32 protein-coding genes are annotated in these 21,383 nt (G+C 38.9%); 4 read left to right on the plus strand and 28 right to left on the minus strand.

Annotation, left to right across the window (positions count from 1 at the left end; translation table 11 throughout):
* Positions 1-40 precede the first annotated feature (40 nt).
* Positions 41-721 (minus strand): histidine phosphatase family protein, encoded by a 681-nt coding sequence (locus OZX63_RS07140; protein ID WP_277142742.1) that lies wholly within the window; start codon positions 719-721, stop codon positions 41-43.
* Between the two features lie 34 nt (positions 722-755).
* Positions 756-1,517, minus strand: coding sequence for a sulfite exporter TauE/SafE family protein (locus OZX63_RS07145; protein WP_277142745.1), 762 nt, complete (start codon positions 1,515-1,517; stop codon positions 756-758).
* A gap of 72 nt (positions 1,518-1,589) precedes the next feature.
* Between OZX63_RS07145 and OZX63_RS07150 the strand changes: the two genes are divergently transcribed.
* Both OZX63_RS07150 and OZX63_RS07155 read left to right on the plus strand, forming a co-directional pair.
* Positions 1,590-2,249, plus strand: a complete 660-nt coding sequence (locus OZX63_RS07150) for an HAD family hydrolase (RefSeq protein WP_277142747.1) — start codon at positions 1,590-1,592, stop codon at positions 2,247-2,249.
* A 36-nt stretch (positions 2,250-2,285) separates the two neighbouring features.
* Complete coding sequence (locus OZX63_RS07155) at positions 2,286-2,870, plus strand: DJ-1 family glyoxalase III (RefSeq protein ID WP_277142749.1); 585 nt, start codon at positions 2,286-2,288, stop codon at positions 2,868-2,870.
* 88 nt (positions 2,871-2,958) lie between these two features.
* Here the strand turns inward: OZX63_RS07155 and OZX63_RS07160 are convergent, their stop codons facing one another.
* From OZX63_RS07160 to OZX63_RS07170, 3 genes are all read right to left on the minus strand, one after another.
* Positions 2,959-3,546, minus strand: a complete 588-nt coding sequence (locus tag OZX63_RS07160; RefSeq protein ID WP_277142750.1) for a histidine phosphatase family protein — start codon at positions 3,544-3,546, stop codon at positions 2,959-2,961.
* The gene (locus OZX63_RS07165) at positions 3,543-4,550 is read right to left on the minus strand and encodes an aldo/keto reductase (protein WP_277142753.1); all 1,008 of its coding nucleotides are present in this window, start codon (positions 4,548-4,550) and stop codon (positions 3,543-3,545) included. The genes OZX63_RS07160 and OZX63_RS07165 overlap by 4 nt, the downstream gene beginning before the upstream one ends.
* Before the next feature lie 106 nt (positions 4,551-4,656).
* Positions 4,657-5,529, minus strand: a complete 873-nt coding sequence (locus OZX63_RS07170) for an alpha/beta hydrolase (RefSeq protein WP_277142755.1) — start codon at positions 5,527-5,529, stop codon at positions 4,657-4,659.
* A 76-nt stretch (positions 5,530-5,605) separates the two neighbouring features.
* Between OZX63_RS07170 and OZX63_RS07175 the strand changes: the two genes are divergently transcribed.
* Positions 5,606-6,484 carry a LysR family transcriptional regulator gene (locus OZX63_RS07175; protein ID WP_277142757.1) on the plus strand — a complete coding sequence of 293 codons (879 nt, stop codon included), beginning with the start codon at positions 5,606-5,608 and terminating at the stop codon, positions 6,482-6,484.
* Positions 6,485-6,579: 95 nt separating this feature from the next.
* Positions 6,580-6,978 carry a helix-turn-helix transcriptional regulator gene (locus OZX63_RS07180; protein ID WP_277142759.1) on the plus strand — a complete coding sequence of 133 codons (399 nt, stop codon included), beginning with the start codon at positions 6,580-6,582 and terminating at the stop codon, positions 6,976-6,978.
* Between the two features lie 36 nt (positions 6,979-7,014).
* Here OZX63_RS07180 and OZX63_RS07185 read toward each other — a convergent pair whose 3' ends face one another.
* The 23 genes from OZX63_RS07185 to rplE form a co-directional block, all read right to left on the minus strand.
* A complete protein-coding gene (locus OZX63_RS07185) occupies positions 7,015-8,985 on the minus strand; it encodes a TetM/TetW/TetO/TetS family tetracycline resistance ribosomal protection protein (protein ID WP_277142761.1) in 1,971 nt (656 codons plus the stop codon).
* A 160-nt stretch (positions 8,986-9,145) separates the two neighbouring features.
* Positions 9,146-9,541 carry a 30S ribosomal protein S9 gene (rpsI, locus tag OZX63_RS07190; protein WP_277131822.1) on the minus strand — a complete coding sequence of 132 codons (396 nt, stop codon included), beginning with the start codon at positions 9,539-9,541 and terminating at the stop codon, positions 9,146-9,148.
* A gap of 12 nt (positions 9,542-9,553) precedes the next feature.
* A complete protein-coding gene (gene rplM / locus OZX63_RS07195; protein WP_277131824.1) occupies positions 9,554-9,997 on the minus strand; it encodes a 50S ribosomal protein L13 in 444 nt (147 codons plus the stop codon).
* 106 nt (positions 9,998-10,103) lie between these two features.
* Positions 10,104-10,889, minus strand: a complete 786-nt coding sequence (gene truA, locus OZX63_RS07200) for a tRNA pseudouridine(38-40) synthase TruA (RefSeq protein ID WP_277142763.1) — start codon at positions 10,887-10,889, stop codon at positions 10,104-10,106.
* Positions 10,889-11,686, minus strand: coding sequence for an energy-coupling factor transporter transmembrane component T (locus tag OZX63_RS07205; protein WP_277142765.1), 798 nt, complete (start codon positions 11,684-11,686; stop codon positions 10,889-10,891). Before OZX63_RS07205 ends, truA begins: the two co-directional genes overlap by 1 nt.
* A 4-nt stretch (positions 11,687-11,690) precedes the next feature.
* A complete protein-coding gene (locus tag OZX63_RS07210) occupies positions 11,691-12,536 on the minus strand; it encodes an energy-coupling factor transporter ATPase (protein ID WP_277142767.1) in 846 nt (281 codons plus the stop codon).
* Entirely contained in the window at positions 12,512-13,363 is an 852-nt protein-coding gene (locus tag OZX63_RS07215) for an energy-coupling factor ABC transporter ATP-binding protein (RefSeq protein WP_277142769.1), read from the minus strand. Before OZX63_RS07215 ends, OZX63_RS07210 begins: the two co-directional genes overlap by 25 nt.
* Before the next feature lie 178 nt (positions 13,364-13,541).
* Positions 13,542-13,925, minus strand: coding sequence for a 50S ribosomal protein L17 (gene rplQ, locus OZX63_RS07220; protein ID WP_277131833.1), 384 nt, complete (start codon positions 13,923-13,925; stop codon positions 13,542-13,544).
* Positions 13,926-13,945: 20 nt separating this feature from the next.
* Positions 13,946-14,884, minus strand: a complete 939-nt coding sequence (locus OZX63_RS07225; protein ID WP_277131835.1) for a DNA-directed RNA polymerase subunit alpha — start codon at positions 14,882-14,884, stop codon at positions 13,946-13,948.
* 45 nt (positions 14,885-14,929) lie between these two features.
* Positions 14,930-15,313, minus strand: a complete 384-nt coding sequence (gene rpsK / locus OZX63_RS07230; RefSeq protein ID WP_277130594.1) for a 30S ribosomal protein S11 — start codon at positions 15,311-15,313, stop codon at positions 14,930-14,932.
* Between the two features lie 21 nt (positions 15,314-15,334).
* On the minus strand, positions 15,335-15,685 hold the full coding sequence (gene rpsM / locus OZX63_RS07235; protein WP_277130593.1) for a 30S ribosomal protein S13: 351 nt from the start codon (positions 15,683-15,685) through the stop codon (positions 15,335-15,337).
* 23 nt (positions 15,686-15,708) lie between these two features.
* A complete protein-coding gene (gene rpmJ, locus OZX63_RS07240) occupies positions 15,709-15,825 on the minus strand; it encodes a 50S ribosomal protein L36 (RefSeq protein ID WP_003647815.1) in 117 nt (38 codons plus the stop codon).
* Between the two features lie 14 nt (positions 15,826-15,839).
* Positions 15,840-16,061 carry a translation initiation factor IF-1 gene (gene infA, locus OZX63_RS07245; protein ID WP_034980408.1) on the minus strand — a complete coding sequence of 74 codons (222 nt, stop codon included), beginning with the start codon at positions 16,059-16,061 and terminating at the stop codon, positions 15,840-15,842.
* Between the two features lie 71 nt (positions 16,062-16,132).
* A complete protein-coding gene (locus OZX63_RS07250; RefSeq protein WP_277142770.1) occupies positions 16,133-16,783 on the minus strand; it encodes an adenylate kinase in 651 nt (216 codons plus the stop codon).
* 11 nt (positions 16,784-16,794) lie between these two features.
* Positions 16,795-18,090: a preprotein translocase subunit SecY gene (secY, locus tag OZX63_RS07255; protein WP_277142773.1), complete on the minus strand. Its 1,296-nt coding sequence runs from the start codon at positions 18,088-18,090 to the stop codon at positions 16,795-16,797.
* On the minus strand, positions 18,090-18,530 hold the full coding sequence (gene rplO / locus OZX63_RS07260) for a 50S ribosomal protein L15 (protein ID WP_277142775.1): 441 nt from the start codon (positions 18,528-18,530) through the stop codon (positions 18,090-18,092). The genes secY and rplO overlap by 1 nt, the downstream gene beginning before the upstream one ends.
* A gap of 22 nt (positions 18,531-18,552) precedes the next feature.
* Complete coding sequence (rpmD, locus tag OZX63_RS07265) at positions 18,553-18,738, minus strand: 50S ribosomal protein L30 (protein ID WP_277130589.1); 186 nt, start codon at positions 18,736-18,738, stop codon at positions 18,553-18,555.
* Between the two features lie 11 nt (positions 18,739-18,749).
* The gene (rpsE, locus tag OZX63_RS07270; protein ID WP_277130588.1) at positions 18,750-19,256 is read right to left on the minus strand and encodes a 30S ribosomal protein S5; all 507 of its coding nucleotides are present in this window, start codon (positions 19,254-19,256) and stop codon (positions 18,750-18,752) included.
* Between the two features lie 16 nt (positions 19,257-19,272).
* Positions 19,273-19,629 (minus strand): 50S ribosomal protein L18, encoded by a 357-nt coding sequence (gene rplR / locus OZX63_RS07275; protein ID WP_277130587.1) that lies wholly within the window; start codon positions 19,627-19,629, stop codon positions 19,273-19,275.
* 24 nt (positions 19,630-19,653) lie between these two features.
* Positions 19,654-20,184 carry a 50S ribosomal protein L6 gene (gene rplF, locus OZX63_RS07280; protein ID WP_277130586.1) on the minus strand — a complete coding sequence of 177 codons (531 nt, stop codon included), beginning with the start codon at positions 20,182-20,184 and terminating at the stop codon, positions 19,654-19,656.
* Positions 20,185-20,208: 24 nt separating this feature from the next.
* A complete protein-coding gene (gene rpsH, locus OZX63_RS07285) occupies positions 20,209-20,607 on the minus strand; it encodes a 30S ribosomal protein S8 (protein ID WP_277131844.1) in 399 nt (132 codons plus the stop codon).
* Positions 20,608-20,629: 22 nt separating this feature from the next.
* Complete coding sequence (locus OZX63_RS07290) at positions 20,630-20,815, minus strand: type Z 30S ribosomal protein S14 (RefSeq protein ID WP_046307561.1); 186 nt, start codon at positions 20,813-20,815, stop codon at positions 20,630-20,632.
* A gap of 12 nt (positions 20,816-20,827) precedes the next feature.
* Positions 20,828-21,370: a 50S ribosomal protein L5 gene (rplE, locus tag OZX63_RS07295; protein WP_277130584.1), complete on the minus strand. Its 543-nt coding sequence runs from the start codon at positions 21,368-21,370 to the stop codon at positions 20,828-20,830.
* Positions 21,371-21,383: the final 13 nt, after the last annotated feature.

Consider the following 21,383-nt stretch of genomic DNA (forward strand, 5'->3'; position numbering starts at 1 on the left):
CATTTAGTGTAACAAAAAAGTCTTACTGCTCCCAGTAAGACTATATATTTTCTGCATTAATATTGTAATCGACAATTTCAAATTTGCCATTGTCATGGAGAATGCCGCGACTGACACTACCGTTATCAGGAAAGATAATGTCGTGTAACCCATCACTTTGGTTCCAGTACTTAATTCCCAAGGTTTTGATAAAGTCACCATGTGACACTAGCAAAACGCGCTTCTCATTCTTGGTTAAATCGCTTAGCACGTTAACCGCACGCACCATTCTGGCATCAAGTTCTTCCTTATTTTCGGCCAAATGTCGTGGATCAGCTTCTTTGGTGGCCTCCCGAAACTCATAAATACCGACTTGATTAATGATTTTGGTCACGTTATCCTCATGACCCATACCAGCGGCCATTGCAACTTGCTCCCAAGTATGATGAACATCATCACCCTCAAACGAACCAAAAAAGACTTCCCGAAATTCTGGCAGCTTTTTGATTTTGTTAATTTCCGATACCTGATTGGCATCTTTCATTAAGTGCACGGTATCAATTGCTCGCTTCAAATCTGAAGAATACATATTGTCAAAATGAACCTGACTTAAAGCCTGTGCGGTTCGCTTTAAATCATTAATTCCTTTAACCGTCAATGGTGAGTCACACCAGCCCTGAACCTTATCAAGCTGGTTAAACATCGTTTCACCATGCCGAACCAAATAAACTTCTGTACTCAATTCGCATTCTCCTTTCATAATAGATTGTATTAAACTATAACATATATGCTTTGTAAAAGAAATACCCTGCCTGAATAAACGCTAGAGCCGCAATGAATAACCGGACAACATTTGCCGGAACCTTACGCAAAATTCCCATTCCTAAATAACCACCGATAAACATCCCGATGGCAAGTGGAATAGCCTGATTCCAGTAAATGTGTGACGTAAAGATAAATACAATTAACGCTACCAGGTTAGCCAAGCCGCAAATAACGTTTTTGATGGCATTTACGACAATAAACTTTTCATCAGTAATATAGGTTAACAGTACCAGCACAATCACGCCACCGGCAGCACCAAAGTAGCCGGTATAAACACCCATTACGAGTAACGCTGCGATATAGAAAATTTCTTGCCAGAGCGGTCTTTTGTGTGGTTCTAAACTGTGATGCTTGCCGGATGCCAGCACCATAATTCCCGAGCCGGCAATGAAGAACGGCACGAGTTTTTCAAAGACACTTGATGGAAACGATAATAGTAAAAAGCAGCCTAAAAGCGACCCGACAACTGTAAATAAGCCATAAAAGCCGACTTGTTTCCAGTGTCCCTTGAGTTCCTTAGTTGATGAAATCGTCGAGCCAACGCTGGTCCAAATGAGAGCGGCGTCGTTAGTGACATTGGCATAAACTGGCGGAATCCCGACGGCTAATAAGACTGGGTAGGACGCAAGCGATGCCATTGATGCGACTGATGACAGTAGACCTCCTGCAATTCCTCCCAGTAAAATAAAGATTAATGTAAAAATTGACGGCATTTTTTAACTCCTTTTTAGCAATAATATCTATTATAATGCAAGTAGAAAACAAATAAAGAAGGTAAACTAACAGTGACAAAGTTTGAAACATTGATAATTATTCCCGAAGGCAATCTGTTAAATCAAAAAGTAGCCGAAAGAAACGCGCTTCGGCAAACTTTACGTGAGCTAGGCCGCGATTTTGGCCCTGCTGAACGAATTAGATACACCAGCCTGCAGGAGAAAGTAAAGTTTCTCGGTCTAAACGAGCGCATTCAATTAATTTTGCAAACATTTTGCAACGATAATTTACAAACTTCTCAGCAAATTTTTTGGCAAAAAATGACCGAGCAGAAACAACTGGTTCAAGATGCGATTGCCTTTTTAGATGAAATGTCAGCTAAAGTTAATTTGGTAATGCTGGCAAAAGAGCCGCAAAAAATATTAGCACCCCGACTAGCAGAAAGTGAACTGCTCAATTATTTTTCTGCCGTTTACTTTCCAGAAAATTCCGCTGTCAAACTGCCTAATAAAAATGTGTTTGTACCTATTTTTCAGGAGCACAACGACTTTAACCCGGCAACCAGTCTAGTTATCGGTACCAACCTCACCGAGGAAATTCAAGGTGCTGAAAATGCCAACCTGCAATCACTATGGCTGGCACCTAAAAAAAGCAAAATTCCGATTACCCCGCATCCCACACTGCACCTGAACAAGTTAAGCGATTTATTATTTTACCTTCAGCTCAGCTAGTTTATAATAAAAGTAACAGATTGTGAGGTATAAAAGATGACTAAAGTTGCGGTAGTCTTCGCTGATGGTTGCGAAGAAGTTGAAGGCTTGAGCGTGATTGACGTTCTACGTCGCTTAGGTGTGCAAGCCGACATGGTAGGATTAACTAGCAAGGATGTACTTGGCGATCACAATATTAAGTTAACTTGTGACAAAATCGTCGATGAAAGTTTGCTTGATTATGATTTAGTAGCTTTTCCGGGTGGTAAAACTGGCGCCGAAAATTTGCGCGACAACCAGCTATTGAAGTCTTTAATGGTGCAGCGCCACGAAAATCAACAGTGGGATGCTGCCATGTGTGCAGCACCAATTGCCTTGGCTCGCTATGGCGTGTTAAATGACGTGAACTATACCTGTTATCCTGGATTTGATACTCAAACTAAGCATGATGCACCAAGTGGTAACTTTAAAGAAGACATTACAGTTACGGATTCTGATCAACGAGTAATTACTAGCCGAGGACCAGCAACAGCTTGGGCTTTTGCTTATGCAATTGCTGAAGCACTTGGAATTGATACTACAGCATTAAAGCAAGGCATGCTTTACGAGTATCTTGGCGACCACATTCAAGATAGTTTATAATAATACAAAACCACTACTAAATTTAGCAGTGGTTTTTGTGTATTCTGGGTTAACGCCAATTTAATTTGATTGTTACGCACCGATAAGATTATTGCTTTTTAACATTAATTGCCTCAACAAAGTTAAACTTACCATCTTCATAAGTAAACTTGAGAATGCAACAATTATGGAAGTTGGTTACTCGCTGCTTAATTTCATCATAAGGCAGCCACTTTTGCAAAAACATGAAACATGCTCCACCATGACTAACTGCTAGAACGTGGTGCGCATCTGGCTGCTCCATGATCGATGTCAGAGTGCTATTCATTCGCCCCTGTACTTCAATATCTGACTCGCCGCCAAATTGCAGAAAGAAGTCACCGTATGAATGCCGGCTACTGTCATTATGGGGATTAAGCTGCTCGCTTTGCCCTTCAAAGACGCCAAAATTCCATTCCTTCAAGCCCTTTAATCTGGTATATGGCTGATCCGTAATATTCTCCAGCGTGTCACAGGCCCGCTCCTGCGTTGACGAATAAGCGTGGTCAAAGGTGATTTGATGCGACTTAAAGTATTGCCCGACTTCTTGTGCATCTTTAATTCCCTGCTGGGTTAACGGCGAATCTGACCACCCCTGAATTCTGTGTAATTGGTTAAATAATGTCTGACTGTGCCGCATCAAATATAGTTCTTTCATTTTGAATCCTCATTTAATAATACTGTCCCTGCTGGTGGATTTTCATCAATCGCACCAACAATTTTATGCGGAAAATATGGCTGCTCAATGTAAGCAATATCTTCATTAGTTAGTTTAACAGAAAGCGCATTTACTGCATCATCAAAATGGCTAATTTTGGTTGCCCCGATAATTGGTGCTGTTATACCCTTAGACCATAACCATGCTAACGCAATTTGCGACATCTTCACCTGATATTTTTGTGCTAATTCGTTAACTCGCTTAGTAATCTGCACATCATATTTCTTCGTATGGTCATACTTACCACGTGCTACCCGGTCAGTTTTACTGCGCAAAGTATCGGCATCCCAATTAGGACGAGCAAGTCGACCAGCAGCTAAGGGACTATACGGCATCAATGTGACGCCCATTTGGCGACAAAGCGGGATCAATTCATGCTCATCTTCTCGATAAAGCAAGTTATAGTGATTTTCCATTGCTGAAAACTGGGTCCAGCCATGATCCCGCGCAGCTAGTTGCATATTGTAAAACTGATAGGCATACATCGCTGATGCACCAAGCGCCCTAACTTTTCCGGCCTTAACCAAATCGTTTAGAGCAGACATTGTCTCCTCAATCGGCGTATCATAATCAAACCGGTGAATCATGTATAAATCCAAATAATCCGTTCCTAGTCGCTCTAAAGTACCGTCAATTTCACGTTCAATCGCTTTACGTGATAGGCGGCCAGGATTGAAATAAACCTTAGAAGCAATCACTACCTTATCTCTGGTAGTGCAGTTTTTCAGTGCTTTTCCTAAATATTCCTCGCCGGTACCCGCAGAATAACTGTTAGCTGTATCAAAAAAGTTAATTCCTAAATCTAATGCATGGGCGACAACCTTCTCAGTATCACTTGGATTTAACGTCCAATCATGCATTGTCCCAGCTTGACCAAAACTCATGCCACCAACACATAATTTAGAAATCTTAATGGTCGTTTTACCTAAATTAGCATATTCCATAGCTGCTCTCCTTTGATTTTTTGTAATTATTATAATTATTCAGAGCAACTTATGTCTAATACTTATTTAACATAGGATATTATAGCAATTAGGCATAGCTAGCACTTCACCATAAAAATCGGCCGATAGCTTGGTCAACCTTGGGATTTTCGTGAAGTTGACTGTGCTGACCGCCAGCTCCCTTAACTTCAATTTCGCGATAACTGCTTACTTTCCCGCGCAACAAATATCGCAGCGAACGAGCCGAAACAACGCTAACATCCCCATCAGAATTGGTACCATCACCTTTATTGCCAAAAACATTTAAGACTTGCACACCACTAGGATAATTTTGCCGATATTTTAATAAATAACGGTATGATGCATTGAGATATTTAGGACGCCCACTAGATAATAAATAATTATGATTTATCTTGTCGTCCATCCCCACGATGCCATCAAAATGACCGCCAAGATTAACCTGCTTTCTTAACTTAGGCAATTTAGAATTACTGCCATACTTCACTTGGTAAAACATTGTCGTTAAGTTACCCATCGAATGTGCTACTGTGTTGTAGTGCTTGATGCGGTATTTTTTCTGCAATAAGACGATAAGGTGATAAAACCATTCGCGCGTTAAGTAATAATTGCCATTTTTATTGTCAGCAAACACCAGCTGAATTATCGGGTGTGCTATGCCTTTTGGCCAAGTTCCCCGCAGTATAATCGTACCATCACGCTTAACTTTGGCAGTCAGTACCTGATGTGCATTGTTATGCTTTTCAGCATACGCAATCATACTGTCTGTCGATTTGCCGCTGGCACCCCAGCCATGCAGATAAATTGTCGGCGTGCTGTCTGAGTGATCCATAACTTGACCAACCTGATTAGTATTAGCCGGATAACTATTACGACCATTAACCGCATGCCAACAGACGATACCAATACTAAGCAAAATAATTATACTTATTCCAAGCCAAAACCAATTTTTCTTTTTCATTATTTTACTTCCCCAAAGTTTTATACTTATTCTAAAATTATTACCATAACTAACTTATTTCAATCAAAGGAACACAATGGAACTTAGAGTCTTACGCTATTTTTTAGCGGTCGTTAACGAACAAAACATCTCTCGTGCTGCAGCCAAGCTGCATATTTCACAGCCCACAATTTCACGGCAAATTCACGAACTTGAGCAAGAGCTCGGAGTCAGATTATTTGAGCGTGGCACCAGAACCATTAAGCTGACAACTGATGGCGAGTATCTTGCCAATCAAGCTAGGCAAATTTTAACGTTAGCTGATAAGACAAAAACAAATATCGGTAAAAATGCCGAAATTAGCGGCAGTATTTTTATCGGCTGCTCGGAGGCACCAATGCTCAGCACAATTGCAGATGCCATTAACCAATTGAAGCAAGTGGCACCGAATGTCATTGTCAACTTACATAGTTGCGATGCCAGTGAGGTACAACGCAAAATGCAAAACGGTGTGTTTGATTTCGGTTTTGTTCTTGAGCCTTTCAATAAAACCAATTATAACTTCTTAACACTTCCAGGGGTTACAAAATGGGGTCTACTAACCAGAAACGATTCAATTCTAGCTACTAAAGCTAAAATTCAAGTTGCTGATTTAATCGGCAAGCCAGTAATTCTGCCGCAACGTCACACCAGTCAGACACTGTTAACTAACTGGCTAGGTCAAAGTGACCTTAAGTTTCAAACCGTTGCCAAATATAATTTGCTCAACAATGCGGCAATTTTGGCACAACACGGTGTTGGGGATGTGCTTTGCCTTGACGGTATCATCAATTTAGCTCAAACTAACTTAATCTTTATTCCACTTGAGCCAGAACTAAGCATTCATGCCAGTTTAATCTGGTCAAAAACTTCGGTCCTATCTCGCGCTGCCCAAATCTTTTTGGATCAATTAAAAAAGCTGCTAAATCAAGAATAGCAACCAGTAGTTGACGAAAATTAACCGTCAGTTTGTAGAAAGCAACTTTGCAATACGCTATACTTTAGTCAATATTAAAATAACAGGAGGAAGTTATGAGCATTTTAAGTGAGCACCTTAGAGAGCAAAGAATTGCTAATCACTGGTCACAAGAACAATTAGCAACCAAAATGGAAGTTTCCAGACAATCTGTTTCCAAATGGGAGACTGGGGATGCAGTTCCTGATCTAGAAAAATTAAAGCAGTTAAGCCAGTTGTATGCTGTATCAATTGATTATTTAGTTGGTAATGAAAAGCAAACAAATAATCAAACTAAGCCTAAATACCTAAATCTCAGGGAACTGCAGAAAATTTATTTTATGGCAGCAACTGTAATTTATTGTGGTGCCTCTCTATATGATAATGACTTATGGGGCAGCCTTTGGGTTATTTATCTTGTCTGTGGCCTGGCTTTTGAAATTCATAAATTTTGTTTAATTAAATATCTTAACTAAAAAGAACCTATTGATTATCAAATCAATAGGTTCTTTTTAAGCGTGATAGCCACCAAATTTATACTTATTTTGATACGGCACATGGGCCCATTTGGGAACCTCATCCCATGGCACTCTCGTCGCAATTTCATTTGGTACAAAAACGGAATCCGGTGTATTAGCTAAATCATGAGTTGGGGAATAATCATATTCCTCAATAATTTCGGCTGCATTTTGACAGGGATGGTAGCAACCAAAGGTGCATTCCAAGCTGCCCTGACCATGAGTATAATTTCGTACTACCTTAGCATAATTTTGCATTTGCTTAACTGGCGCAGACCCCGTCAAAATCTCAACGTCATCATTGGTACCCAATTCTGGCTCATTAAAGGTGCCCTTCATTTGCTGAATATCACTAATTGCCCGACCAATTTGCGCTGAAGCAATCTCCAAGCGAAAATTATACCACGGCTCAAGTAATTGACATTTTTCCTTGGCTTTAAGCAGCATCAAGCCTTGACGTACAGCTCGCCAAGTAGCCTTGCGAAAGTCCCCGCCTTGCGTGTGCTTATAATTATAATGTCCACTAACAAAACGGATTTTCATATCGGTAATGGGGGCACCAATTAAGACACCCAAATGTTCCTTATTTCGTAAGTCAAACATCACCTGCTTTTGCCAATTTGGAGCTAAAACTTCATTAGGACAATCATTGACAATGATTAGGCCACTACCAGGCTGGGCTGGTTCAAGCACCACGTGAGTTTCCGCATAGTGACGCAGTGGTTCAAAGTGCCCAGCACCTTCAACCGAATCGGTGACAGTCTCTTTATATAAAATCTTTCCTGTACCAAATTTGATTTGAAGATTATATCTTTCCTGCAGCAATTGCTGTAAAACTTCCAGTTGAACTTCGCCCATAATGCGCACACTAATATTTTGGCCATGCTCATTCCAAACAACGTGAAGCTGCGGGTCTTCATCCTCTAATTCTTTTAGAGCCGTTAAACAAGTATGCGGATCATTATCCTTAATATCAGCAACGTAGGTCAACACTGGCTGAACTTGTGAATCCTGACTGTCTACTTCAACTCCCAACCCTTGTCCTTGATAAGTCTCGCTTAAATTGGGTATAGTACAAATTTGTCCTGCTGTAACTTCTTGTTTAGTAGTAAATTTGTCACCCTGATAAATTCTTAATTGGTTAATTTTTTGATCAGTTAACAAAACTTGCTTTGGTTGTAGACTGCCACTCATTACTCGCAACCATGTTAGCCGTTCACCTTTGGCATCGTGGGAAATTTTAAATACTCGTGCACCAAAGTCTGAAGCACTCGACTGGTAATTTTCACTCCAAAACGCAATTCCAGAAAGTAATTCTTTGATTCCCTGCAATTTTAATGCAGAACCAAAATAGCAAGGAAAAACTTGTCTTTTTTTAATCATCTGCCGAATAGTTGCATCGGTGACAGTGCCTGTGGACAAATAATCAGTTAAAACATCCTCATCTTGAACAGCAATTTGCTCCTGAGCCCCAGCAGATAGTTGTGCGTTTTCTAATTCAAAATCGACGCAGCCAGCTGCCAAGTCTTTTTGCAATTGAGCGATTATTGCTGCTGCTTGTGATTGGCTAGCATCCATTTTATTAATAAAAATAAAAGTCGGCACTTGATACTGCTGGAGCAGTTGCCACAATTTTCTTGTTTGACTTTGTACACCAGCAGTAGCAGAAATCACCAAAATCGCATAATCTAATACACTTAGTACACCCTCTGTTTGCGCTAAAAAGTCAACGTGCCCCGGTGTATCAAGCAATGTTATCTTTAAGTCTTGATATTCTAAGTTTGCCTGATGAGAAAAAATGGTAATGCCGCGCCTTTTTTCTAACTGATCTGAATCTAAAAAGACATTACCATTATCGACACGCCCTAATTTTCTAATTGTTCCCGTTTGATAAAGCAGTGCTTCAGATAAAGTTGTCTTGCCCGCATCAACATTTGCCAATATACCTGCAACTATCTGTTTCATAATACCTCCTTTTCATAGCATCTTTATTTGCTTTTCCTTGTATAAACAAAAACCAAGTTAATTTTACTCTAACTTTTGCAAAGGTAACAGTATCTTTTTAATTTAAACAAAAAAAGATATCTCGATTGAGATACCTTTTTTGATAAACGTAAATCCAAAATTAACGTTTTGAGAATTGTGAAGCTTTGCGGGCTTTCTTCAAACCTGGCTTCTTTCTTTCAACCATTCTAGGGTCACGGGTTAAGAAACCAGCCTTCTTCAAAGGACCACGGAAATCTGGGTCAACTTCAAGAAGAGCACGTGCAACACCAAGACGGATTGCACCAGCTTGACCTGAGAAGCCACCACCATTAACGTTAACTTTAACGTCGTATTGACCATCAGTCTCAGTCAAAGTCAATGGTTGCTTCAAATCCTTAACTAAGTTAGGGAATGGAATGTATTGATCAACATCTTTGTTGTTAACAGTAATCTTACCAGTGCCTGGTACTAAACGTACACGCGCAACTGCGTCCTTACGACGACCAGTACCTGCATATGCAACTTGTTGTGCCATTTATTTAACCTCCTAGATTAATTTATTAATGTCTAATTCTTCAGGCTTTTGTGCTTCATGCTTGTGATCAGCATCAGCATAAACATGCATCTTCATGAATTCTTGGTGACCAAGAGTGTTCTTTGGAAGCATACCCTTAACTGACAATTCAACTAATCTAACTGGGTTATTGGCAAGCAAATCACCAGCTGGAACAGCCTTGATTCCGCCACGCCAACCAGAGTGGTGGTAATAAATCTTGTCAGTAGCCTTTTTACCAGTTAACTTAAGTTTAGCAGCGTTAATAATAATAACGTTGTCACCAGTGTCAACATTTGGTGTGTATTGAGGCTTATTCTTACCTCTTAAAATAGTGGCTACTGCAGTAGACAGACGACCTAAAGATACATCTGTTGCGTCAATAACATACCACTTACGTTCAATTTCATTAGGTTTTGCTAATTGTGTAGTACGCAATGTAAATTCCTCCGTTTATACGTTGTTTGAAAACAATAAGTTGCCGGGGCCTATCATGGACAAACATACTGTTCTAGAATACGTCCTTTTTATTAAATTGTCAATATTAATCAACGTCTTGCCGATATTTTTTTGGTAAATCCTCATAAAAGACATGATAAAGAAACAATCCACTTGCCTGTGCGGTTTCTCTCACCTGTTCTCGATCTTTTGCTTTTATTACCCGGGGAATATCATCGAGCGGTCGTTTACCATTGCCGATTTCTAGCAGAGTAGCAACTAAAATTCGCACCATGTTATATAAAAAGCCCGAGCAAATAAAGTCAAAAACAATTTCGTTTGCTTCTTTATCCTGAACGATATTAACATAATACATTGTTCTTACTTTGTTTTTAATTTGACCGCCGCTAGCAGCAAAGCTTGTAAAATCATGGGTACCAATCAAGTCGCGAGCAGCCAGCTGCATCCTTTTAATATCGACCGGATAAGGATAGTGGCCAGTGTAAAAACGCTTGAATGGATCAACAAAGCGATCAAGACTTGCCCGATACCGATACCATTTTCCTTTAGCGCTATAACGGACATGAAAGTGTTCATCAACGATTTCACATTCTTTAAAGACAATATCTAAAGGCATGATCGAGTTGAGTGCACAAATCATTCTTTCTGGAGGAATAGTATTTCCCGGGTAATCAAAGTGGATTACCTGACCTACAGCATGTACCCCCGCATCAGTTCTCCCTGATCCTTCAACGATTATTTTTTTACCCTTAGTCATTTTAGTCAGTGCAGCTTCAATTGTTCCCTGAACAGTACGTTGATGCGGCTGCGATTGAAAGCCATGAAATAAATGGCCATCATACGCAAGTGTCATTTTATATCTTGTAATCATTAATGTGTCCTAAAAATTACTAACAACGCAATTAAAATTGCAAAATAACCTAAGTCTAACAAATCAAACTTTGACCACTGCAGTATGCGATAACGGGTTCGTCCATTATCATCGCGATAACCGCGGGATTCCATCGCCGTTGACAAGTCTACTGCAGTTTCTAAAGAATTGATAAATAGAGGAACCAGCAATGGTGTAATTGCTTTAGCTCGCGTAATAAGTCCACCGTTATTAAAGTCAGCGCCACGTGACCGCTGTGCGTTCATAATTTTAACAGTTTCATCAAATAAGGTTGGTACAAAGCGCAATGCAATCGACATGACCAACGCAATTTTATCAACTGGAACCTTAATTAATTTAAGCGGCGTTAATAGCCACTCCATTGCATCCGCAATTTCAAGCGGCATTGTTGTTACCGTCATAACTGTTGAAATTAAAATAATGACTGTAAATCGAATGAAAATGTAAATTGCGTTTTCAATACCATAGCTAGTTATCGCAAAGATGGTCCACTGCCAATAAACTTTACCACCAACAGTGAATAACAGCTGCAGCAGTGATGTAAAGAAGATTAACCAAACTAATGGTCTAACGCCATCCCAAAAGACTTTTGCCCTTAATCCAGTTGCTGCTACCGCAATAAAGCTAAATACGGTGACAATCGCATAAGTCAGCGGATTATTAGCTAAGAAAATAATTAAAATAAAAAAGATGGTTGCAAGTAATTTACCCCGCGGATCCATCTTATAAACAAGTGAATTTCCCGGTACATATCGGCCAATTAAAATTTTACTCACAGACTCACTCCTTTAAATTTTTTTCAATTCCTTGAACTAGCGTTTGAGCTGTTAATGGCGGAGTTGAAAACTCAAATCCCGTTAATTTAGAAGCAAATAACGATGCCTGTGGTTCATCCAGATAATGCTGTTGCAACCAAGAACGATCATTAAAAATCACCTGAGGCTTATCATGCTTAATCATTTGCCCATGTTCCATTACTAAGACATCATCGGCATAATTTGCCACATCATCCATATTATGGGTTACCAAAATTACTGTATGGCCTGCTTTTTGATATTCTGCAAATAAATTCATCATTTGCTTACGTGCGTGTGGATCAAGCCCCGCAGCAGGTTCATCAAGACACAGAATTTCCGGCTCATAAGCTAAGACACCTGCAATAGCTACCCTTCTCATTTGTCCACCAGAAAGCTCAAACGGTGACTTATCTGCAATATCTTCTGGTAGGCCAACCTTTTTCAGCCAATTATGAGCAACTCTTTTTGCCTCTTCTTCACTATAACCAAAATTTTTCGGACCAAAAGCAATATCATTTAGTACTGTGCTTTCAAAAAGCTGTGCTTCAGGAAACTGGAAAACTAAACTGACATGCCGGCGTAACTGCTTTAAGTTTTTGTTTGAAGTTTCCGGTGTAATCGTTGTACCAGCAATCTCAATTTGACCACTAGTTGGTTTTAATAGCGCATTAAAATGCTGCATTAAAGTCGACTTGCCACTACCAGTATGACCAATGATTGCCGTAAAACTACCATCTTGAATTTCAAAGTTCACATCATCCAGACCCTTTTTTTCAAGTGGCGAATCTGGCGCGTAAATATAACTTACTTGTTTGAATTTAATTGACATAAAAAATTAATCAACTCTTTTTCTGAATTTACAGTTTTAGGAATATTAATATTCCGTTCCAAAAGCATATCTTTAATTTGCTCAAAAAATGGTACGTCTAACCCTAATTTTTTAAGAAGTGTGGTTTGACTAAAAATCTCACTGCTGGAACCTTGGTCAATTAATTTTCCATCATTCATGACAATTACTTGGTCCGCTAAACTAGCCTCATCAATATCATGCGTAATTGATATAACGGTTAAATCATATTCCTTTTTCATTTGATGGACAATTTGCAAAATTTTATTGCGACCCTCGGGATCAAGCATTGAAGTTGCTTCATCCAAAATAATAATTTTGGGTTTAATTGCAATAATACCAGCAATTGCCACACGCTGCTTTTGACCGCCTGAGAGACTAGACGGCTCAGAATTAGTATAATCAGCCATACCCACCGCATTAATTGCCTCAGGAACAATTTTAAGCATTTCTTCGCGGGGTACACCACGATTCTCAAGGCCAAAAGCTACATCGTCTGCAACGGTTGCACCTACAAATTGATTATCAGGATTTTGGAAAACAATACCAACTTTATTTCTAATATCCCATACACTATCGTTATTAAGCTCGACACCATCAACCTCAATACTAGCTTCTTCAGGATTATCAGGAACAAGCAAACCATTAATTAAACGAATAATCGTTGATTTACCACTACCATTATGACCAATAATTGCTGTCCATGTTCCTCTTTTAATATTAAAACTAATATTATCGATAGCTGGCTGTTTTGTATCTGGATATGTGAAAGTTACATTTTTGATTTTTATAATATTATCTGTTGCCATTTTTTCTCCATCCTAAAAAGCCTAACATGATTATACCAAAAAAAAGGCAAAAAAAATCACCCATGAAGAGGGATAATTTACATTATCTAAGCTAGACTAAACTTTCGTCATCATCTTGGCGCTTATTCTCACTTTCATGGATAATTCTTAATAGCTATTAAGTTTTGATTATCTTAAATTAAACTAATTCAAGAATAACCATTGGAGCGCCGTCACCCTTACGAGCTTTGGCTAACTTCATAATTCTGGTGTAACCACCATTACGATCTTTGTAACGAGGTGCAATATCACTGAAAAGTTTTTGCAATGCTGATTTAACAACAACTGCATCGCCTTCTTCATGGATATCTGCAACTTCATCACGTACAAAAGCAGCAGCCTTTCTTCTAGCGGCTAAATCGCCACGCTTACCTAAAGTAATCATCTTTTCGGCAGTTTTGCGAATTTCTTTTGCACGGGTTTCAGTAGTAACAATGCGTTCTTTCATGAACAATTGAGTTGTCATTTCGCGCAACATTGCTTTTCTATGTGCACTATCCCAACCTAATTTACGGTATGGCATCAGTTTACCTCCTTTATTTATTAATCTTCTTGACGAAGTGAAAGTCCCAAGTCAGCTAATTTGTTTTTAACTTCTTCCAATGATTTCCGTCCCAAATTACGTACACGCATCATATCTGCTTCAGTCTTATCTGTTAACTCTTGCAGAGTGTTGATACCAGCACGCTTCAGACAATTGTATGAACGTACAGAAAGGTCAAGCTCTTCGATTGTCATCTCAAGTTTCTTTTCTGCAGTATCATCTTCTTTTTCGATCATAACATCGTCAAATTTGGTATTTGCATCAGCAGTTTCAAACACTTTAAAGTGCGCTACTAAAATCTTAGCAGCAAAACTAAGGGCGTCATTAGGCTTGATTGAACCATCAGTCCAAATCTCTAAAGTGAGCTTGTCAAAATCATCTCTTTTACCAACACGAGTTGATTCAACCTGGTAATTAACTTTTTTAATTGGTGAAAAAAGAGAATCGACAGGAATAACACCAATTGGCATATCTTCACTCTTGTTGTCACTTGCTGCAACATAACCGCGACCGTTCTTGACAGCAATTTGCATGTGCAAGTGGCCACCGTCAGCGATGGTACAAATATATTGATCAGGATTTAGAATTTGAACATCAGCGTCAACTTTGAGGTCATCAGCAGTTACAGTAGCTGGACCTTCAACATCCAATTCAATTAATTTTTGTTCATCAGAAAATGATTTTAACTCAAGCTTTTTCAAGTTAAGAATCATTTTTACTACATCTTCTCTAACACCAGGAACTGTTGAGAATTCATGTAAGACACCATCAATTTGAACATAAACAAGTCCTGTACCTGGAATAGATGTTAGTAAAACTCTACGTAATGAATTACCTAAAGTAGTACCAAAGCCTCGTTCAAGTGGTTCAATAACAAATTTACCGTAAGACTTCTCTTGGTCAACAACGGTAATATTTGGTTTTTCAAATTCAATCATTACTAGGCCCCTTTCAAAACGCAACGTCCTTCATTAAGAAAAAAATTATACACGACGACGTTTTGGTGGTCTAGAACCATTGTGGGGAACTGGAGTAACATCACGAATTGCAGTAATTTCAAGACCAGTAGCTTGTAATGATCTAATTGCTGATTCACGACCAGAACCAGGACCTTTGACAGAAACTTCTACATGTTTCATACCTTGATCCATTGCACTCTTAGCTGCTGCTTCAGCTGCCATTTGAGCTGCAAACGGAGTAGACTTACGGCTACCCTTAAAGCCCAATGCACCGGCTGAAGACCAAGCAACTGCATTACCTTGAACGTCAGTAATCATGACTAAAGTATTATTAAACGTAGAATGAATATGAGCAACGCCTTTTTCAACGTGCTTCTTCACACGACGCTTACGTGCTGTTTTAGGCATCAATAAACCTCCTTATAAATTTTATTTATTCTTCTTACTACCCTTACGAGTACGGGCATTATTCTTGGTATTTTGACCACGAACTGGAAGTCCACGGCGGTGACGCATACCACGGTAAGAACCGATATCAATTAACCGTTTGATATTCATGCTAACTTGTCTACGCAAGTCACCTTCAACACGGTATTTATCAACTTCTGCGCGAAGCTTTTCTTGATCGTCTGGAGTCAAATCTTTTGAACGTATGTCTTCAGAAACGCCAGCATCCGCACAAATTTTTTGAGCTGTAGGCTCACCAATACCATAAATATATGTTAAAGCAACAACTATTCTTTTATCTCTTGGTAAGTCAACACCAGCAATACGTGCCATAAATTGCACCTCCTATTTTATTTTTAACCTTGACGTTGCTTGTGCTTAGGATTTGCAGAACAAATAACCATCACACGGCCATGTCTTTTAATAATCTTACAATGTTCACACATTGGTTTAACAGATGGTCTAACCTTCATGTTTACCCCCGTTATTACTTTATAAACCGATACGTAATTCTACCTTTTGTTAAATCGTAAGGAGAAAGTTCCACAGTAACACGGTCGCCAGGCAAAATACGAATGTAGTGCATTCTAATCTTGCCGGAAACATGTGCTAAAATCACAGCTCCATTTTCCAATTCAACTTTAAACATAGCATTAGGCAAAGTATCTACAACTTTACCTTTTACTTCAATGACATCATCTTTTGCCAAAGTCGTTCCTCCGCAATTAAACAGTCATACTTTGAAATTATAACACGGAACAGCAAATAAACAAGTTATTGCTATTTACTTAGTACCGCATCAACACTTTCAAAAACTTTCTCAGGAGTTTGTTCACCATCAATAACAGTCAACAAACCTTTATTTTGGTAAAAGTCTTTCAAAGGTGCATTCATCTTTTCGTTAACTTCTAAACGATTCTTGACTACTTCAGGCTTGTCATCTTCACGTTGATAAAAGTCATGGCTACCACAACGATCACAGATACCTTTTTCTTTAGGCATCTTAGTAATCTTATTGTAAGTAGCACCACAATTTTTACACATAAAGCGGGCTGACAAGCGATCGATTAAAGTTTGTTCTTTAACTTCAAGCGAAATTACACTAGTCAAAGGTTTATTAAGGCGTTTAGTAATACCTTCTAACAATTCTGCTTGAACAGTTGTCCTTGGAAAACCATCTAAAATATAGCCTTCTTTAATATCAGGTTGAGCTAAACGCTCTTCAACTAATTTAGCAGTAACTTCATCGGGTACCAAATCGCCCTTGTCGATATAACTTTTGGCTTCAAGACCAACTTTGGTTTCATTAGCCATTGCTTCCCTAAACATATCCCCAGTTGAAATATGAGTTAGGTGATATTTATCAACAATTTGCTCAGACACTGTACCTTTGCCAGCACCAGGCAAACCTAAAAGAATTAAGTTAATCATTTATCTATTTCCTATCTGATGAATCCTACATATTCACGCTTCATTAACAAACCGTTAATCTGACGTGATAATTCAAGGACAACCCCAATAACAATTAAAAGACTTGTTCCGCCTAATCCAATTGAACTTGGTAAATCCCAAAAATTAGTAGCAAGCTGTGGCAGTAAAGCAACCAAACCTAAGAAAACAGATCCCACAGTTGATAATCTAATTAACAACTTCGAAACGTAATCTTGTGTATCCTTTCCTGGCCACACACTAGGAATATAAGCACCTTGCTTTTGCAAATTCTTCGAGAGCTTCTCAGGATTAACCTGAACAAAAGCATAGAAGAAAGTAAACAAAATAATCAAAAGTGTATAAATTATAACTCCTGGTGTAGTCTGCATACTAAACACGCTGGTCATTATCTTGTACCATTGTTGATCGCCTTGGGACTTTTGAAAGACCATTAAAATTGTTGCTGGCGTGATAATAAACGAACTTGCGAAAATTACCGGAATAACACCTGAAACATTAACTTTTAATGGCAAAAAGCTTTCTGAGCCACTTACAGTTGCTCTCTTTGTATATTGAATTGGAATCCGACGATCCGCCTGTTCAACCCACGTAACTAATTGTGTTACGACGAGAATTGCAATGATAATCGCGATGAAGAACACAATCCCTTGAATTCGATCACTCGCATTATTATTAATAATATCTTCCTTAAAAATCTGATATAGACCTCGTGGAAGACGAGCAATAATACCAGCAAAGATAATTACAGAAACACCATTACCAAGTCCTTTATCGGTGATTTCATCACCAAGCCAAGTCAGTAACATTGTTCCAGCTGTCATAATAACAGCAATTTCAATATAAGTCTGCCACGATTGAGACTTTACAAGTCCCATCTGTGTTAAAGCGTTAAACCCAAGTGTAATACCGATACTTTGAACAAAAGCAACTGCTAATGACAACCATCTCGTAACTTGATTAGTTTTACGCCGACCTACTTCACCTTGTTTTCCCCACTCTACTAATGTAGGAACAATATCCATCTGCAACAACTGAATAACAATTTGTGCAGTAATATAAGGAGAAACACCCAGTGAAAAAATCGAATAATTATCTAACCCACCACCAGAAACAGTATCTAGCATGGGAACCAAACCAGTTTGTGCTACTTGAGTGATCGCTTTTGCATTTACACCCGGAACTGTAATGTTAGCTCCTATGCGATACAACAGGAGAATAAAGAGCGTAAAATAAATTTTATTTCGAATTTCTTTATCCTTAAAAGCGTTCTTCAAGGTCGAAAACATTAGATCACCTCAACAGATCCGCCAGCAGCCTCGACTGCTTTCTTAGCAGCGGCAGAAACTTTGTTAACCTTTACGTTTAATTTAACTTTTAATTCGCCTTTAGCAAGTAATTTAACGCCTGATAATTCTTTCTTTACCAAACCGTTTTCTTTCAAACTAGCGACAGTTACTTCACTGTTATCTTCGAATTTGTTTAAGTCGTCTAAATTAACAATTGCATATTCTTTACGGTTAACGTTCTTAAATCCACGCTTAGGCATAGTTCTGAATAATGGCATTTGTCCACCTTCAAAACCTAAACGAGTATGGCCGCCTTGACGGGATAATTGACCCTTTTGTCCACGACCAGAAGTCTTACCGAAACCACTTGAAGTACCGCGTCCAACACGTTTTCTAGTTGAGCGTGAACCAGCAGAGGCATGTAATTCATTAAGCTTCATTAATTTGGCACCTCCTCAATAATTATTTATTAACTTCTTCAACAGAAATTAAGTGGGCAATTTTCATTAATGCACCACGAGTAGCAGCGTTGTCTGGTAGAACAACAGTACTGCTGATTCTACCTAAGCCAAGAGCCTTAACAACTTTCTTTTGGTTAGGTAGACGGTGCGCAACACTTCTAATTAAAGTAACTTTTAATTCAGTCATTTATAGTCTCCCTAATCTAAATCTGCGTGGCGAAGCTTTTCAACTTCTTCACTTGTTCTAAGCTTTTTCAAGCCATCAATTGCTGCGCGAACAACATTGATTGGTGTGTTTGAACCAAGTGACTTAGAAGTAACATCAGCAATACCAGCCATATCCATAACGATACGAACGGCACCACCGGCAGCAATACCTGAACCAGCTGGAGCAGGCTTAAATAAAATACTACCTGAACCATAGTGACCAATTACTTCGTGAGGAATGGTAGTACCAACCTTAGGAACATTGATCATGTTCTTCTTACCAGCTTCAACGGCCTTACGGATTGCTTCTGGAACTTCTTGAGCTTTACCAGTACCAAAGCCTACACGACCTTTTTTGTCGCCAACAACTACTAGGGCAGCAAATCTCATGCGTTGACCACCCTTGACAACCTTGGTGACACGATTAATTGCTACTAACTGATCTTCAATGTCGTCCTTATTTCTACGATTATTACGAGAATCGTTGCGGTTTGCCATGTATTATTCTCCTTCCCTAGAAATCTAATCCGTTTTCACGAGCGGCATCTGCCAAAGCTGAAATACGGCCGTGGTATAAGTAACCACTTCTATCAAACACAATGTTTGAAATATTCTTAGCTTTAGCTGCTTCAGCAATAGCTTTACCAACAGCTTGAGCTTGTTCTACCTTAGTTGAACCCTTAACAGATTCATCCAAAGTTGAGGCACTTGCTAGCGTGACACCCTCTACATCATCAATTAATTGAGCGTAGATGTTCTTGTTTGAACGGAAAACACTTAAGCGTGGGCGCTCAGCAGTACCAGAGATCTTGCTACGAATACGTTTATGACGCTTTAAGCGCAATTTGTTTTTGTCTGGTTTTGAAATCACAATTTCACCTCAAAAATTTATTTATTATTTACCTGTCTTACCTTCCTTACGACGTACATATTCGTCAACATAACGAATACCTTTACCCTTGTAAGGTTCTGGTGGACGTACATCGCGAATTTCAGCAGCAAATTGTCCAACATTTTGCTTAGAAATTCCTTCTACTTCAATATCAGTGTTTGAAGTAGCGTTTACGGAAACACCTTCAGGTGCAGTCATTTCAACTGGGTGAGAGTAGCCAACATTCAAAGTTAACTTGTTGCCTTGTGTAGTAGCACGGTAACCAACACCGATTAACTTCAAAGTCTTCTTGTAGCCGTTAACTACACCTTCAACCATTGATGCTAAATTAGCTCTTTCAGTACCATGAAGTGCTTTATCATTTTCACTTGAACGTGAGAAATTGATCTTGCCATCTTCTTGCTTAAAAGTAATTTTAGGATCGAAGTATCTAGTTAATTCACCCTTTGGGCCCTTAACAGTAATATTGTCACCTTCCTTGGTAACAGTGACACTGTCTGGGACTTCAATTGTTTTTAAACCTATACGGCTCATTGATTGTTCTCCTTTCTGTCAGAATTACCAAACGTAGGCAATAACTTCGCCGCCAACGCCTTTTTGTCTAGCTTCTTTATCGGTAATTACACCAGCAGAAGTAGAAACGATGGCAATACCTAAGCCGTTAAGAACTTTAGGTAAGTTTTCAGCACTAACGTAATTTCTAAGACCTGGCTTAGAAATCCGTTTTAAGCCTGAAATGACACGTTCTCCGTTTGGACCGTATTTCAAGAAAACCTTGATAACACCTTGCTTATTGTCATCAGTAACTTCGTAATCACGGATGAAACCTTCGCGTTTCAAAATTTCTGAAATAGATTTTTTAATATTTGATGCAGGAATTTCAACTGAACTATGCTTTGCCATGTTGGCATTTCTAATTCTAGTCAAGTAATCTGCGATCGGATCTGTCATGACCATTTATGCTATCCTCCTAACCGTATTACCAACTAGCCTTTTTAAGACCTGGGATTTGACCTTTGTGAGCTAAATCCTTCAAGCAAATACGGCATAAGCCAAATTTACGGTAAACTGAGTGTGGACGACCACATCTCTCACAACGTGTATATTCACGTGAAGAAAACTTAGCAGGACGATGATTTCTAATTTTTTGTGATGTTTTAGCCATTAATGTCCTCCATTATTTTGCAAACGGCATACCAAATTGACCTAAAAGCTCACGAGCCTCTTCGTCAGTATTGGCAGTAGTAACGATAACAACATCTAAACCTCTGGTACGGTTAACCTTATCAAAGTCGATTTCTGGGAAAATCAATTGTTCCTTGATACCTAAAGTGTAGTTACCACGACCATCGAATGAACGACTTGAAACACCGCGGAAGTCACGAACACGTGGAAGTGAAACGTTGATTAACTTGTATAAGAAATCATACATTCTAGTGCCTCTAAGTGTAACCTTAGCACCAATTGACATACCTTCACGTAAACGGAAGTTAGCAATTGACTTCTTTGCCTTAGTAACTAAAGGCTTTTGACCAGAAATTAAAGTTAATTCTTCAACTGCTTCGTCTAAGTTCTTAGCGTTGGAAACTGCGTCACCAACACCCATGTTCAAAACGATTTTTTCAATTTTTGGTACTTGCATAACAGAATCATATTCAAATTTTTCTTGTAATGCAGGAACAATCTTTTCTTTATATTCTTGAGCTAAATAACTTGCCATTTGTGTCCTCCCT

This window comes from Lactobacillus sp. ESL0700, from assembly GCF_029392095.1.
Lineage (GTDB): Bacteria > Bacillota > Bacilli > Lactobacillales > Lactobacillaceae > Lactobacillus.